Source organism: Micromonospora sp. NBC_01740 (assembly GCF_035920365.1).
Classification (GTDB): domain Bacteria; phylum Actinomycetota; class Actinomycetes; order Mycobacteriales; family Micromonosporaceae; genus Micromonospora; species Micromonospora reichwaldensis.
Window position 1 is genome coordinate 6,597,228 of record NZ_CP109150.1, and the last position, 13,454, is coordinate 6,610,681.

Below are 13,454 nucleotides of genomic sequence, written 5' to 3' on the forward strand. Positions count from 1 at the left end.
AAGACGGCCATGACCGACCCCCTCTCCTCGACCGGGCGCGGACCCGGTTGCACGATGCGCCGACCATGCTCGCGGTCCGACGCCGCCCCGGTCAACCGAATTACGCCAGCCCAGGTCCGGCGCCCCGCCGGGGCTGGGCGGAAACCCCTTGGCCAGCCGCCGCGCCGGCTCACCGGGCGGCTGGTGGCGCTCCCCCGTCAGGCGGCGAGCACCGTCGCGACGGCGGCGATCACGCCGTCCGCCGTGCGGGTGGGGGCGAACCGGTCGTCGACCCAGCTCCGCCCCCGGTGCAGCCAGACGCTGGGCAGGCCCACGGCGGCGGCGCCCCCGATGTCCGCCTCCGGGCCGTCACCGACCACCCAGGCGCCGCGCAGGGGCAGCCGTACCCGCCGGGCGGCCAGCGCGAAGATCCTCGGGTTGGGCTTGCTGACGCCGACCTCCTCGGAGATGACCCAGTCGGCGACGAAGCGGTCCAGCCCGGTACGCCGGATCATGGCCTCCTGCTGGCGTACCCCGCCGTTGCTGACCACCACGGGCGTCCAGCCGGCCCCGTCGGCGATCCGCAGCGCGCAGGCGACCAGCGGGTCGAGCCGGATGTTGGCCACCACGCCGTCGTGCAGCTCCTCGACCAGGTCGATGGACGGGATCCGCAGCCCGTACCGGTCACGCACGGCGTCGGCCACGTCCCACCGGTCGGTCAGCCCGTCGGCGTCGATGGACAGCAGCCAGTCGATGTCGGCCGGCGGCGCGCCGACACCGGCCAGGAAACGCTCCCCCCAGGCGCGGAACGGACCGGCCCGGTCGAGCAGCGTGTTGTCCAGGTCCAGCAGGAGCAGCGGCACTCGGGCACCTTACGGGAGCGCGACCGCCCGGCGACAGTGCCGACTCCTCCCCGCGCCCGTCAGGCCGGCAGCGCGGAGCGGGCGCCGCCCTGGTGGGGCAGACGGTCGAGCAGCATGCAGTGGGCCGCCCGGGTCGCCGCGAGGGCCTCCGGGGCGAGCGCGACGACCAGTACGGCCTCGCCGGTGTCCGCGCCCCGGGCCAGCGGCCGGCCCTCCGGGTCGTAGACCGCCGCGCCGCCGTTGAACCGCCACGGGTCGGCGCCGCCGACGAGGTTGGCGAACACCACGTACATCGTGTTGTCCAGCGCACGGGCGGCGTAGTAGAGGTCGCGGCGGTGCTCGGAGCCGGCCAGGTAGCCGCTCGGGCAGAGGTAGCCGTGCGCCCCGTCGGCCGCCGCTGCCCGGCCGTGCTCGGGGAAGCAGCCGTCGTAGCAGATGCCGAGCCCGAGCCGCCAGTCGTCGACGAGCAGGGTGGTACCCCGGTCACCGGCGACGAACAGCTCCCGCTCGCCGCTCCACAGCTGCTGCTTGTCGTAGCCGACGCGGACCTCGCCGGAGCGGTCGACCAGCAGGGCGGAGATCGTCCGCCGGCCGTCCGGGTGCCGGACGGCGGCGCCGACCACCACGGCGGCGCCACCGTCGCGGGCCGCCTCGCGCAGCGGGTCCAGCCGCGGGTCGTCCACCCGGGCCGCCGGGTCGGCCGCGACATCGGTGCCGGCCGGATCGGCCGCGAGCGTCGGCAGGTGGTACGCGGGCAGGAAGAGCTCGGGCAGCACCGTCACCCGGGCGCCCCGCTCCGTGGCCTGGCGGACCAGCCGGGCGGCGCTCGCCGCGTTGCCGGCCACGTCGCCGGGGACGGGCTCGGCCTGCACGGCCGCGACGATCAGCGGTGCGGCGGGGACCGCGACGGCGGTGGGAAGTGGCATCACGGGCCGATCCTAATCCGACGCGCCGACCTTGGATGATCATGCGCGCGGCCAAACCAAGCCGTACGTACGGTTTGCATGGCGGGGGGCGAGCTGTCACGATCGACCCGTGCCCAGAGTAAGTCAGGACCAGCTCGACGCGCGCCGGCAGGAGATTCTCGCCGCCGCGCGGGCCTGTTTCGCCCGGCACGGCTACGAGGGCGCCACCGTCCGCCGGCTCGAGGAGGCCACCCGGCTGTCCCGGGGCGCGATCTTCCACCACTTCCGCGACAAGGACTCGCTCTTCCTGGCGGTGGCCGAGGACGACGCCGCGGCCATGGTGGAGACGGTGGCCCGCAACGGCCTGGTCCAGGTCATGCGGGACCTCCTGGCCGGCGCGGTCTCCCCCGACACCACCGGCTGGCTGGGCAGCCAACTGGAGGTGTCCCGGCGGCTCCGGACCGACCCGGCGTTCGCCAGGCGGTGGGCGGAACGGTCGGCGGCGATCGCCGAGGCGACCCGCGACCGGCTCGCCCGGCAGCGGGAGGCGGGCGTGCTCCGCGAGGACATGCCGATCGACGTGCTGGCCCAGTTCCTCGAACTCGCCTACGACGGCCTGGTGCTGCACCTGGCGATGGGCCGTCCCGCCGGCGACCTCGGCCCGGTGCTCGACCTGGTCGAGGAGGCCGTCCGCCGCCGCTGACCGGCCGCCCTCGCGCCACTGAGTATCGGTCCGGTAACTCGGTCCACGCGGTGGGTCCACCCTGGCGGGCCTGCTCCACAATTGGGTCGCGATCCCCCTCGCCCGACAGGAGCAGCACATGACCGTCCTCGCCGCACCTGGTGACACCTGGGGCATCTCCGGTCCCGCCTTCCTCGGGGTCTATCTCCTCGCAGCCGTCGTAATCATCGTCGGCACGGTCGTCCACCGGCTCTCGGTCCTCGCCGGGCCGCAGGTGGGCGACGTGGGTCAGCTCGGCCCGCAGCAGGTCGCCTACCTCAACGGCGGGCAGCAACTGGCGATCTGGGCCTCGCTCGGCGGGCTGCGCAGCAGCGGGGCCATCGGCGTACGCCCGGACCGGCGGCTCACCACCGGCGGTGCGCTGCCGGCCGGGATCACGCCACTGGACCAGGCCATCCACTTCGCGGCCGGCCGGAACGCCACCACCCGGGAACTGGCCCGCGACGAGTGGGTGGTCCGGGCGCTCGACCAGCTCCGGACGAGTCTGGAGCAGCGCGGACTCGCGCTCCCGCCGGCCCGCCGGGCCGCGCTGCGCCGGGGCGCGTTCCTGCTCACCGCCCTGCTGCTGGTCGGCGTGTTGCGCATCTTCGCCGGCCTGGGCAACGACCGTCCCGTGGGCTGGCTCGTGCTGAGCCAGCTCCCGCTGATCGTCGTGGCCGTCCTCCTGTACCGGGTGCCGTGGCGCACCCGCGCCGCCACCCAGGCCCTGCGCGGCCTGCGGCGTCAGCACACCTACCTCGCGCCCGCCTCGGCCCCCGCCTACGCCACCTACGGCGCGGCGGGCGCCGCGATGGGGGTCGCGCTGTTCGGCACCGCGTCGCTCTACGCCATGGACCCCGGCTTCGCCAGCCAGGCCGAGATCCAGCGCCAGGCGATCAGCGGCTCCGGCGCCTCCTCGACCGGCGGCGGATGCGGCGGCGGCAGCTCGTGCAGCGGGGGCAGCTCGTGCGGCGGCGGCGGGGGTTGCGGCGGAGGCGGGTGCGGCGGATGACCGGCCCCGCCGGCGTCGGCATCGGCTGGCGGCCGGAGATCGCCGGGTTCGTCGCCGACCTGCCCGGGCTGCGCTTCGTGGAGGTGGTCGCGGAGAGCGTCGCCGCGACCGGGCCACCGCCCGCCGGGCTGGCCGCGCTGCGCGAGCGCGGCGTGACGGTCGTACCGCACGGCGTGCGCCTCTCCCTCGGCGGCGCGGAACCGGTCGACCCGGCGCGCGTCGCCCACCTGGGCGCGGTGGCGGAGCTGGTCGGGGCGCCGCTGGTCAGCGAGCACATCGCCTTCGTCCGGGCCGGCGGCGTCGAGGCCGGTCACCTGCTGCCGCTGCCCCGCAGCCGGGAGGCGGTCGACGCGGTCTGCGCCAACGTCGCCCGCGCGCAGGCCGCGCTGCCGGTGCCGCTCGCGCTGGAACCGATCGCGGCCCTGTTCGACTGGCCCGACGACGAGCTGGACGAGGCCGACTTCCTCACCGAGATCCTGGACCGCACCGGCGCGTTCCTGCTGCTGGACGTCGCCAACGTGTACGCCAACGCCCGCAACCGGGGCACCGACCCGCTGGCGCTGCTCGACCGGCTGCCGCTGGAGCGGGTCTCCTACGTGCACGTGGCGGGCGGCGCCGAGCACGGCGGCTACTACCACGACACGCACACCGATCCGGTGCCCCCGGCGGTGCTCGACCTGATCCGCGAGCTGTGCGCCCGCCGCCGGCCGCCGGCGTTCCTGCTGGAACGCGACGGGCACTACCCGCCCGCCCCGGTGCTCCGCGCCGAGTTGGACGCCCTCGCCGCCGTGTCCGGCTTCCCGGTGGTGACGTGAGCGGCGACCTGGCCGAGCGGCAGGCGGCGCTGGTGGCGGCGCTGGTCGCCGGCGGCCCGGTGCCGGCGGGCTTCGACCCGGCGGCGCTCGCCGCCGCCGGGACCGCGCTGCTCCGCAAGCGCGCCGGGGAGGTGGCCCGGCACTGGCCGCTGCTCGCCGCCGGTCTCGGTCCCCGGTGGCCGGAGACCTTCGCCCGCTGGGCGGCCGGGCGGCCGACCGGAGGCTCGCTGCGCGACGGCTGGGACCTGGCCCGCGACCTGCGCGACCGGGGCGCGCTGCCGCCGCTCGGCGCGGAGGAGTTGGCCGCGCGCGAGGCCGCCCACCGCTACGACGGGCACACCCCGCCGCGCCCGCGTCGGCTGCCGGCGTGGGGGCGCGCCGGCGGGGCCGTCGCGGTCCAGCTCGCCGGTCGGGTACGCCTGCTGCGTCCCGCCCGCAGCTGAACCGCCCGCCACCGGACCGCCCGCCGCTGAGCGCCCATCGCGCACCGGCCCGAGGGCCCCGCTGGCGGATCCGGCCGGGTGCGGCAGGATCGACGGCATGGATCTCGGACTGACCGATCGGGTGTACGTACTCACCGGCGCCTCCCGAGGGCTGGGCTTCGCCACCGCGCAGTGTCTCGTCGCCGACGGCGCCCGGGTGGTGCTCTCCGCCCGCGACGCCGACGCGGTGGCCGCCGCCGCGCAGCGCCTCGGCGGGCCGGAGCGGGCGGTCGGGCTGACCGCCGACCTGGCCGACGCGCAGACGCCGGAGCGCCTCGTGGCGGTGGCCCGGGAGCACTTCGGACGGCTCGACGGGGCACTGGTCTCGGTCGGCGGGCCGCCGCCGGGCAGCGCCGCCTCGGTCACCGACGAGCAGTGGCGCCGCTCCTTCGAGACGGTCTTCCTCGGCACCGTCCGGATGGTTCGCACCGTCGCCGAGCACCTGGCCGGGGGCGGGGGCGGGGCGGTCGGGCTGGTCCTGTCGACCTCGGCGCGCGGGCCGGTGCCCGGCCTGGGCATCTCCAACGGCCTGCGGCCCGGCCTGGTGGGCATGGCCAAGGACGTCGCCGACGAGTACGGGCCCCGGGGCGTGCGGGTGGTCGGCCTGCTGCCCGGGCGGATCATGACCGACCGCAACGTGGAACTCTTCGCCGCCACCGGCGACCCCGACCGGGCCCGCGCGGAGGCCGAGGCCGCCATTCCGCTGCGCCGCATCGGCGCGCCGGACGAGTTCGGCCGGGTGGCCGCGTTCGTGCTCTCCCCCGCCGCGAGCTACCTGACCGGGGTCACCGTGCCGGTCGACGGCGGCGTGCTGCGGAGCCTGTGATGGCCGCGCCCGCCGACGGATCGTCCGCCGGTCCGCCCGCCGACGGATCGCCCGCCGGTCCCCCCGCCGACGGATCGCCCGCCGGATCGCCGCTCCGGCGACGGACGCGGGTGGCGCGGGAGGCCGGGCGGTATCCGCGGCCGACGCGGGAGGAACTCGCCGCGGCGGCGGAGCGCACCATCCCCGATGTCATCGCCCCCGGCTTGGACGTGCTCTTCGTGGGCATCAATCCGGGCCTGTGGTCGGCCGCGACCGGGTGGCACTTCGCCCGGCCGGGCAACCGGTTCTGGCCCGCGCTGCACCGGGGCGGGTTCACGCCCCGGCTGCTGCATCCCAGCGAGCAGGACGAGCTGCCGGGGTACGGGCTGGGCATCAGCAACATGGTCGCCCGGGCCAGCGCCCGGGCCGACGAGCTGACCCCGGCCGAGCTGGTCGAGGGCGCGGAGATCCTCACCGGCAAGGTCGAGCGGCACCGCCCCCGGTGGGTGGCCGTGGTCGGGGTGACCGCGTACCGGATCGGATTCGCCCGGCCGAAGGCCGCCTTCGGGCCGCAGCCGCAGCGGCTGGCCGGCGCCCGCCTCTGGGTGCTGCCCAACCCCAGCGGCCTGAACGCGCACTTCACCCCCGAAACGCTCGGCGCCGCGTTCGGGGAGTTGCGGGCGGCAGTCGCGACCGGCTGAGACGGCAGCTGGCCGCAGCCGGCAAGTTGGCGCAGCCGGCGGCAGCGTCAGTTGGCTGCGGCCGGCGGCAGCGTCAGTTGGCCGCCGCCGGCGGCAGCGCCTCGTCGGCGAGGTAGGGCCGCAGCGGCGGCACGGCCACCGGCTCGGGCCCGGTCGCGTCGACGTACGGGGTGGGCGAGTCGGCGACCGCGAACTGGGTGCGGTAGAGCTCGGCGTAGAGCCCGCCCACGGCCACCAGCTCCTCGTGCCGCCCCCGCTCGACGATCCGCCCGTCGTCCAGCACCAGGATCTGGTCGGCGTCGCGGACGGTCGAGAGCCGGTGCGCGATCACCAGCGCGGTACGCCCGGTCAGCGCCACCGACAGCGCCCGCTGCACGGCGGCCTCGCTCTCCGAGTCGAGGTGCGCCGTGGCCTCGTCGAGGATCACGATCGACGGGGCCTTGAGCAGCAGCCGGGCGATGGCGATGCGCTGCTTCTCGCCGCCGGAGAAGCGGTAGCCGCGCTCGCCGACGAGGGTCTCCAGCCCTTCCGGCAGCGACCGGACCAGGTCGGCGACCTGCGCCCCGGCCAGGGCCGCCCAGATCTCGTCGTCGGTGGCGTCCGGCTTGGCGTAGCGCAGGTTCTCGGCGATGGTCTCGTGGAACAGGTGCGAATCCTGGGTGACCACGCCGATCTCGTCGCGCAGCGAGGCGAGGGTGGCGTCGCGGACGTCGACCCCGCCGACCAGCACCTGCCCGTCGGTGACGTCGTAGATGCGGGAGATCAGCATGGACAGCGTCGACTTGCCGGCGCCGGAGGGGCCGACCAGCGCCACCATCTGCCCCGGCTCGACCGCGAACGAGACGCCCTTGAGCACGGGCTCGTTGATCGTACGGTCGAGGGCGGCGACCTCCTCCAGGCTGGCGAGCGAGATCTCGGCGGCGCTGGGATAGCGGAACCGGACGTCGCGGAACTCGACCCGGCCGCTGGCCCGGGGCACCGGCCCCGCGTCGGGCCGCTCCTCGATCGTCGGCTTCAGGTCGAGCACCTCGAAGACCCGGTCGAAGGAGACCAGCGCGCTCATCACGTCGACCCGGACGTTGGACAGCGCGGTCAGCGGGCCGTAGAGGCGGGTGAGCAGCAGGGCGAGGGTCACCACGGTGCCGGCGCTGACGTTGCCGGTGACCGCCAGCCAGCCGCCGAGCCCGTAGGTGAGCGCCTGGGCCAGCGAGGCGACCAGCAGCATCGCCACGAAGAAGGTCCGCGAGTACATCGCGGACTGGATGCCGATGTCGCGGACCCGCTCGGCCCGCCCGGCGAACCGTCGCGCCTCCTCCTCGGGCTGGCCGAAGAGCTTGACGAGCAACGCGCCCGAGACGCCGAACCGCTCGGTCATCGTCGCGTTCATCTTCGCGTCGAGGTTGTAGGACTCGCGGGTGATCTCGGCGAGCCGCTTGCCGACCCGGCGGGCCGGGATGATGAAGACCGGCAGCAGCACCAGGGAGAGCGCGGTGATCTGCCAGGAGAGGGTGAACATCACCGCGGCGGTGAGCACGAGCTGGATGACGTTGCTGACCACGCCGGACAGCGTCGAGGTGAACGCCCGCTGCGCGCCGAGCACGTCGTTGTTGAGCCGGCTGACCAGCGCACCGGTCTGGGTGCGGGTGAAGAACTGCAGCGGCATCCGCTGGACGTGGTCGTAGACCCGGGTGCGCAGGTCGAGGATGATGCCCTCGCCGATGCGGGCCGAGTACCACCGCTGGGCGAGGGAGAGCAGCGCGTCGAACACCGCGAGCCCGGCGATGACGAGGGCCAGCCGGACCACCGCGTTGCCGGCGTCGGCGCCGCCCCGGGTGATCGTGTCGATGACGTCGCCGGCGAGCACCGGGGTGGCGACACCGATGACGGCGGCCAGCACCACCGTGACCAGGAAGACGACGATGTCGCGGCGGTAGGGCCCGGCGAAGGCCACGATCCTGCGGGCCACCCCGCGCTTGAGTCGGTGGGTGGAGATCTCGTCGCGGTTGCGCATCGACCGGAGCATGCTCCAACCGGTCATGCCGCCGCCCGACATCGAGTGGGACACGTTCACCTCCGGGTCGTCGGGCTGACCGCACCGTCAGGTCAATTCTCCCGACGACTCTGACAACCTCGGCCGTAACCCTGATCTTCCCGAACGGTCCTTACGACTTACTCTCCGCGCCCGGCGAGATCACGCAGCCGGCGGGTCTGCGCCTCCCGCTCGGCCCGCTGCTGGTCGGCGGCGGACCGACCGGTCGCGCCGGCCAGCAGAGCCTTGATCTCCACCACCGCGTTGCGGTCGTTGGCCAGCAGCCCGGCGGTCAGGTCACGCACCGCGGCGTCCAGCTCGGCGTTCGGCACCACCAGGGTGGCCAGGCCGATCCGGTCCGCCTCGGCGGCGTCCATCCGCCGGCCGGTCGCGCAGATCTCCAGGGCACGGCTGTAGCCGACCAGGTCGACCAGGCGGCCGGTGCCGGCGAGATCGGGGACCAGGCCGAGCGTCACCTCGGCCATGGAGAGCTTCGCGTCCTCGGCGAGCACGCGCAGGTCGCAGGCGAGCGCCAACTGGAAGCCGGCGCCGATCGCGTGCCCCTGCACGGCGGCGACGGAGACGACGTCGGGACGGTGCAGCCAGGTGAAGCCGCCCTGGTATTCCGCGATCCGGTCGGCGCACTCCTGCTCGGGCAGGGTGGCCAGCTCGGCGAACGACCCCGGACCGGAGGCACCGGCCACCGACAGGTCGAGGCCGGCGGAGAACGCCCGCCCCTCGCCGCGTACGACCACGACGCGGACGTCGCCGGGGAGGTCCCGCGAGAAGTCGCTCATCGCGCGCCACATCGCCGGGGTCTGCGCGTTGAGCACGTCGGGCCGGCACAACGTGACCGTCGCGACCGGCCCGTCGCATTCCAGCCGGACCCCGGTCGTCTCGGCGGTCACCGAGCGATCCGGGGAGCGGCGCTGATGGACGACGCTGGTGGGCGGGTCACGCCTTCTTGCGGCGTCGGGCGCCGCCACGCTGCCGCAGCTGGACCCCGGACTCGGTGAGCACCCGGTGGATGAACCCGTAGGAACGGCCGGTCGAGGCCGCGAGCGCGCGGATGCTCTCACCCGAGGTGTACCGCTTTACCAGGTCCTTGGCGAGCGTCTGACGCTCGGCTCCGACGATCCGGCGACCCTTCTCAGTGCTGGTGGCTGTGCCAGTGGCTGCCATGCTGTGTCCTCACGTCCCAGACTGTGCGGTTCGGATACGGTCCCACCTATTAGACCGCCTCGAACGATCATGCGCCAGATATCAACTCTTCGCCAACCGACACGCTATGCAATGTCAGCTTCCCGATAGCGTGATGCTCCCGACGCGGCCCGGGGCCCGCCCGCCCCCCGGCGCCGGGCGTGATGGGTCATCGCGCCGTACCCTGCTGGCGTGATCGACCTGTTGGGCGCCGCGGCCGGCGCCGCCGTGGTGTTCGCCGCCACCAACATCGACGACATCATCGTCCTGACCCTGTTCTTCGTCGCCGCCCGCACCACCGGTCGGCCCCGCACCTGGCAGATCGTCGCCGGGCAGTACCTGGGCATCGGCGCGCTCGCGCTGGCCAGCACGGTGGTCGCGGCCGGGCTGCTGGTGGTGCCCGAGCCGTGGACCGGGCTGCTCGGCCTGCTGCCGGTCGCCCTCGGCGTCCGCGCGCTGCTGCGTGACGACGCCGACGACGCCCCTGCGGTGGTCGGCTCGACGCTCGGCGTGGCCGGGGTGACGATCGCCAACGGCGCCGACAACATCGCCGTCTACGTGCCGGTGTTCCGGGCGCTCGGCCCGGCCGACGGCGCGGTCTTCCTGCTGGTCTTCGTGGTACTCATCGCGCTGTGGTGCGCCGCCGGGGCGTGGCTGGGCGGGCACCCCCGGGTGACACGGCTCGTCGGACGCGTCGGCCACTGGCTCGTCCCGGCGGTCTTCATCGCCATCGGCGTGGTCATCCTGGCCACCTCGGGCGTCCTGCCCCACCTCCTCGGCCTCCTGCACTGACCGCACGCCCCACCCGCACCACCGCAACCCGCGCACCCACCCCACCGTGCCACCCACGCAGGTCGCCCCGCCTGGCCACCCGCCTGGCCGCCCCACCTGGTCGTCCGCCTGGCCGCCCCGCTTGGTCGATCATGAAGTTGTTGTCACGACACGCCGGGGCGGAGGGCAACAACCTCATGATCAACGGACTGGGGCGGGACGGGAGCGGAGCGGACCGGGGGCGGGACGGGACCGGGGGCGGGAGGGACCGGGGCAGGGCGGGGCAGGGCGGGACCGGGGCAGGGCAGGGCAGGGCAGGGCAGGGCGGTCAGGCCAGTTCGACCAGTTCGAGGAGGTCGTCGCTCCAGGCGTCCTCGTCGCCGTCGGGGAGCAGGATGGCGCGGTCGGGCTTCAGCGCCATGACCGCGCCGGGGTCGTGGGTGACCAGCACGATCGCCCCCGGGTAGCGGGCGATGGCGTCGAGCACCTGCTCCCGGCTGACCGGGTCGAGGTTGTTCGTCGGCTCGTCGAGCAGCAGCACGTTCGCCCCGGAGCAGACCAGGGTGGCCAGCGCGAGCCGGGTCTTCTCGCCGCCGGAGAGCACCCCGGCCGGCTTGTCCACGTCGTCGCCGGAGAACAGGAACGCCCCGAGGATCTTGCGCAGGTCGGTGTCGGTCTGCTCGATGGCCGCGCTGCGCATGTGCTCCAGCACCGTACGGTCCACGTCGAGCGTCTCGTGCTCCTGCGCGTAGTAGCCGAGCCGCAGGCCGTGACCGGCGTGCACCTCGCCGGTGTCCGGCTCCAGCAGGCCGCCGAGCATCCGCAGCAGGGTGGTCTTGCCGGCGCCGTTGAGCCCCAGGATGGCCACCCGGGAGCCCCGGTCGACCGCCACGTTCACGTCGGTGAAGATCTCCAGCGAGCCGTACGACTTGGACAGGCCTGTCGCGGTGAGCGGGGTCTTGCCGCAGGGGGCCGGGTTCGGGAAGCGCACCTTCGCCACCCGGTCGGAGACGCGTACCTCCTCCAGGCCTGAGATGAGCTTCTCGGCCCGGCGGGCCATGTTCTGCGCGGCGACGGTCTTGGTGGCCTTGGCCCGCATCTTGTCGGCCTGCGCCATCAGCGCGCCGGCCTTCTTCTCGGCGTTGGCCCGCTCCCGGCGGCGGCGCCGCTCGTCGGTCTCGCGGGCCTCCAGGTACGCCTTCCAGCCCAGGTTGTAGACGTCGACCACGGAGCGGGTGGCGTCGAGGAACCACACCTTGTTGACCACCGACTCCAGCAGCGAGCCGTCGTGGGAGATCACGATCAGGCCGCCCTTGTGGTTGGCGAGGAAGCTGCGCAGCCAGGTGATCGAGTCGGCGTCGAGGTGGTTGGTCGGCTCGTCGAGCAGCAGGATGCCGCCGCCGTTCTCACCCGCGTCGCGGAACAGGATCCGGGCCAGCTCGATGCGGCGGCGCTGACCGCCGGAGAGCGTGCCGATGGTCTGGGCGAGCGCCCGGTCCGGCAGGCCGAGGTTGGCGCAGATCCGGGCGGCCTCGGCCTCGGCCGCGTACCCGCCGAGGGAGGCGAACTGGTCCTCCAGCGCGCCGTAGCGACGGACCAGCCGGTCGTCGGCGTCGTCGGCGAGCTTGGCCTCGATCTCCTTCATCTGGGCCATCAGCACGTCCAGGCCCCGGGCGGAGAGCACCCGGTCGCGGCCGGTGACCTCCAGGTCGCCGGTGCGGGGGTCCTGCGGGAGGTAGCCGATGGCGCTGCGGCGATCGAGCTGACCGGCGTACGGCTGGCCCTCGCCGGCGAGCACCTTCAGCGTGGTGGTCTTGCCGGCGCCGTTGCGGCCGACCAGGCCGATCCGGTCACCCGGCTGCACCCGCAGCGTGGTGTCGGACAGCAGGATCCGGGCGCCGGCGCGCAACTCCAGGCCGGTGGCAGTGATCATGTCGGAGGACTCGCTCTCGGGGTCTGGAAGGGCTGACTCAGGGCACGCGAAAGCGCCGGCGAGCACGAGGCCCGTCGGCGCGGGGCGGTTCAGCCTTCGCAGAGCAGCACGGGCCCAAGTGTACCGGGCCCCGCCGGATCGCCCCGCCGGATTACCGATCAAGATCATCGGGTACCGAATCGCCGTCCGGACCCGGTCCGGTACCGCAACCACCAAAACGGATCAAATCGGTGATCGGGGTAGACATGGAGCTGAACGAGAACGCGCGGGTCGACACCAGCCAGGTGGACGATCGGCGAGGATCCGGCGGGGGCGGCGGGCTGGGCGGCATACCCATCCCGATCGGCGGCGGTCGGGGCGGCATCGTCGGCATCGTCATCGCCGTGCTCGTCGCGCTCGTCGGCGGCGGCTTCGGCCTGAACGCGGCCACCAACGGCGGCGACGAGCCGCAGGGCGACAACTCGTCACTGGAGCAGAAGTGCTCGGCCGAGGACGCGCTCCAGCAGCTCGACTGCCGCAACGCGCTCTACGTCAACTCCATCCAGGCGTACTGGCAGAAGGCCCTGCCCGAGGCGTTCGGCGAGCAGTACCGCCCGTCGAAGACGGTGTTCTTCAGCCAGGGCGTCAACACCGCCTGTGGGCAGGCCGACTCCGGCGTCGGCCCGTTCTACTGCCCCGCCGACGACCAGGTCTACATCGACCTCACCTTCTACCAGGTGCTCGCCCAGCAGCTCGGCGCCTCCGGCGAGTTCGCCCAGCCGTACGTGCTCGCCCACGAGTACGGCCACCACGTGCAGGACCTGCTCGGCACCGAGGCGCAGATGCGCCGCCAGCAGCAGCGCGACCCGGACAGCGCGAACGCGCTCTCGGTGAAGCTGGAGTTGCAGGCCGACTGCTACGCCGGCGCGTGGGCGAAGAACGCCACCGGCACCGCCGACGCGAGCGGCCAGAAGATCTTCACCAGCATCAGCGAGCAGGACATTCAGCAGGCCGTCGACGCCGCCGAGAAGATCGGCGACGACGCCATCTCCAAGCGGGCCAACCGGCCGGTGAACCCGGACGAGTTCACCCACGGTTCCTCCGCCCAGCGCAAGGAGTGGTTCACCCGGGGCTACGACACCGGCGACCCGAAGTCCTGCGACACCTTCCGCGGCAGCCTCTGAGCACCGGACCGGAGACCGCCCTCGGCGGCCGGCGGGCCTCGCCCGCCGGCCGCCGTCGTGCGTGGGGTCGACCGG

The 13,454-nt window shown here is 74.2% G+C and carries 14 protein-coding genes; 8 read left to right on the forward strand and 6 right to left on the reverse strand.

Annotated elements, in window-relative coordinates:
• Nucleotides 1–197 precede the first annotated feature (197 nt).
• Together OG989_RS28595 and OG989_RS28600 are read right to left on the reverse strand one after the other, a co-directional pair.
• Nucleotides 198–842, reverse strand: a complete 645-nt coding sequence (locus OG989_RS28595; protein ID WP_151457346.1) for an HAD family hydrolase — start codon at nt 840–842, stop codon at nt 198–200.
• 59 nt (nt 843–901) lie between these two features.
• The gene (locus OG989_RS28600) at nt 902–1,768 is read right to left on the reverse strand and encodes a carbon-nitrogen hydrolase family protein (protein ID WP_327031253.1); all 867 of its coding nucleotides are present in this window, start codon (nt 1,766–1,768) and stop codon (nt 902–904) included.
• 109 nt (nt 1,769–1,877) lie between these two features.
• Between OG989_RS28600 and OG989_RS28605 the strand changes: the two genes are divergently transcribed.
• From OG989_RS28605 to mug, 6 genes are all read left to right on the forward strand, one after another.
• Entirely contained in the window at nt 1,878–2,450 is a 573-nt protein-coding gene (locus OG989_RS28605) for a TetR/AcrR family transcriptional regulator (RefSeq protein ID WP_151457345.1), read from the forward strand.
• A 118-nt stretch (nt 2,451–2,568) separates the two neighbouring features.
• Entirely contained in the window at nt 2,569–3,480 is a 912-nt protein-coding gene (locus OG989_RS28610; RefSeq protein WP_151457344.1) for a TIGR04222 domain-containing membrane protein, read from the forward strand.
• Nucleotides 3,477–4,295 (forward strand): DUF692 domain-containing protein, encoded by an 819-nt coding sequence (locus OG989_RS28615; RefSeq protein WP_151457343.1) that lies wholly within the window; start codon nt 3,477–3,479, stop codon nt 4,293–4,295. The genes OG989_RS28610 and OG989_RS28615 overlap by 4 nt, the downstream gene beginning before the upstream one ends.
• Nucleotides 4,292–4,738, forward strand: a complete 447-nt coding sequence (locus tag OG989_RS28620) for a hypothetical protein (RefSeq protein ID WP_151457342.1) — start codon at nt 4,292–4,294, stop codon at nt 4,736–4,738. The genes OG989_RS28615 and OG989_RS28620 overlap by 4 nt, the downstream gene beginning before the upstream one ends.
• A 97-nt stretch (nt 4,739–4,835) precedes the next feature.
• A complete protein-coding gene (locus tag OG989_RS28625; RefSeq protein WP_327029038.1) occupies nt 4,836–5,603 on the forward strand; it encodes an SDR family oxidoreductase in 768 nt (255 codons plus the stop codon).
• Nucleotides 5,603–6,283 carry a G/U mismatch-specific DNA glycosylase gene (mug, locus tag OG989_RS28630; RefSeq protein WP_425855952.1) on the forward strand — a complete coding sequence of 227 codons (681 nt, stop codon included), beginning with the start codon at nt 5,603–5,605 and terminating at the stop codon, nt 6,281–6,283. The genes OG989_RS28625 and mug overlap by 1 nt, the downstream gene beginning before the upstream one ends.
• 73 nt (nt 6,284–6,356) lie before the next feature.
• Here the strand turns inward: mug and OG989_RS28635 are convergent, their stop codons facing one another.
• The 3 genes from OG989_RS28635 to OG989_RS28645 all read right to left on the reverse strand — a co-directional run bounded on the left by OG989_RS28635 (nt 6,357) and on the right by OG989_RS28645 (nt 9,494).
• Nucleotides 6,357–8,336 carry an ABC transporter ATP-binding protein gene (locus tag OG989_RS28635; RefSeq protein ID WP_151457497.1) on the reverse strand — a complete coding sequence of 660 codons (1,980 nt, stop codon included), beginning with the start codon at nt 8,334–8,336 and terminating at the stop codon, nt 6,357–6,359.
• A gap of 116 nt (nt 8,337–8,452) precedes the next feature.
• Nucleotides 8,453–9,220, reverse strand: coding sequence for an enoyl-CoA hydratase/isomerase family protein (locus tag OG989_RS28640; RefSeq protein ID WP_151457493.1), 768 nt, complete (start codon nt 9,218–9,220; stop codon nt 8,453–8,455).
• A 46-nt stretch (nt 9,221–9,266) separates the two neighbouring features.
• On the reverse strand, nt 9,267–9,494 hold the full coding sequence (locus tag OG989_RS28645) for a helix-turn-helix domain-containing protein (RefSeq protein WP_007462679.1): 228 nt from the start codon (nt 9,492–9,494) through the stop codon (nt 9,267–9,269).
• Between the two features lie 210 nt (nt 9,495–9,704).
• On the opposite strand from OG989_RS28645, the gene OG989_RS28650 reads away from it, so the two are divergent.
• Nucleotides 9,705–10,304, forward strand: a complete 600-nt coding sequence (locus OG989_RS28650) for a cadmium resistance transporter (protein WP_327029040.1) — start codon at nt 9,705–9,707, stop codon at nt 10,302–10,304.
• A 307-nt stretch (nt 10,305–10,611) separates the two neighbouring features.
• Here the strand turns inward: OG989_RS28650 and OG989_RS28655 are convergent, their stop codons facing one another.
• Nucleotides 10,612–12,216: an ABC-F family ATP-binding cassette domain-containing protein gene (locus tag OG989_RS28655; protein ID WP_151453374.1), complete on the reverse strand. Its 1,605-nt coding sequence runs from the start codon at nt 12,214–12,216 to the stop codon at nt 10,612–10,614.
• Nucleotides 12,217–12,461: 245 nt separating this feature from the next.
• Here OG989_RS28655 and ypfJ point away from each other — a divergent pair, with 245 nt between their 5' ends.
• A complete protein-coding gene (gene ypfJ / locus OG989_RS28660; RefSeq protein ID WP_151453376.1) occupies nt 12,462–13,379 on the forward strand; it encodes a KPN_02809 family neutral zinc metallopeptidase in 918 nt (305 codons plus the stop codon).
• Nucleotides 13,380–13,454: the final 75 nt, after the last annotated feature.

Bases quoted from the DNA above. Each gene is read 5' to 3' on its own strand.
- OG989_RS28600 (WP_327031253.1), bottom strand. From the start codon at position 1,768: ATGCCACTTCCCACCGCCGTCGCGGTCCCCGCCGCACCGCTGATCGTC.
- OG989_RS28615 (WP_151457343.1), top strand. From the start codon at position 3,477: ATGACCGGCCCCGCCGGCGTCGGCATCGGCTGGCGGCCGGAGATCGCC.
- OG989_RS28645 (WP_007462679.1), bottom strand. From the start codon at position 9,494: ATGGCAGCCACTGGCACAGCCACCAGCACTGAGAAGGGTCGCCGGATC.
- OG989_RS28655 (WP_151453374.1), bottom strand. From the start codon at position 12,216: ATGATCACTGCCACCGGCCTGGAGTTGCGCGCCGGCGCCCGGATCCTG.
- OG989_RS28610 (WP_151457344.1), top strand. From the start codon at position 2,569: ATGACCGTCCTCGCCGCACCTGGTGACACCTGGGGCATCTCCGGTCCC.
- mug (WP_425855952.1), top strand. From the start codon at position 5,603: ATGGCCGCGCCCGCCGACGGATCGTCCGCCGGTCCGCCCGCCGACGGA.
- OG989_RS28625 (WP_327029038.1), top strand. From the start codon at position 4,836: ATGGATCTCGGACTGACCGATCGGGTGTACGTACTCACCGGCGCCTCC.
- OG989_RS28635 (WP_151457497.1), bottom strand. From the start codon at position 8,336: ATGTCGGGCGGCGGCATGACCGGTTGGAGCATGCTCCGGTCGATGCGC.
- ypfJ (WP_151453376.1), top strand. From the start codon at position 12,462: ATGGAGCTGAACGAGAACGCGCGGGTCGACACCAGCCAGGTGGACGAT.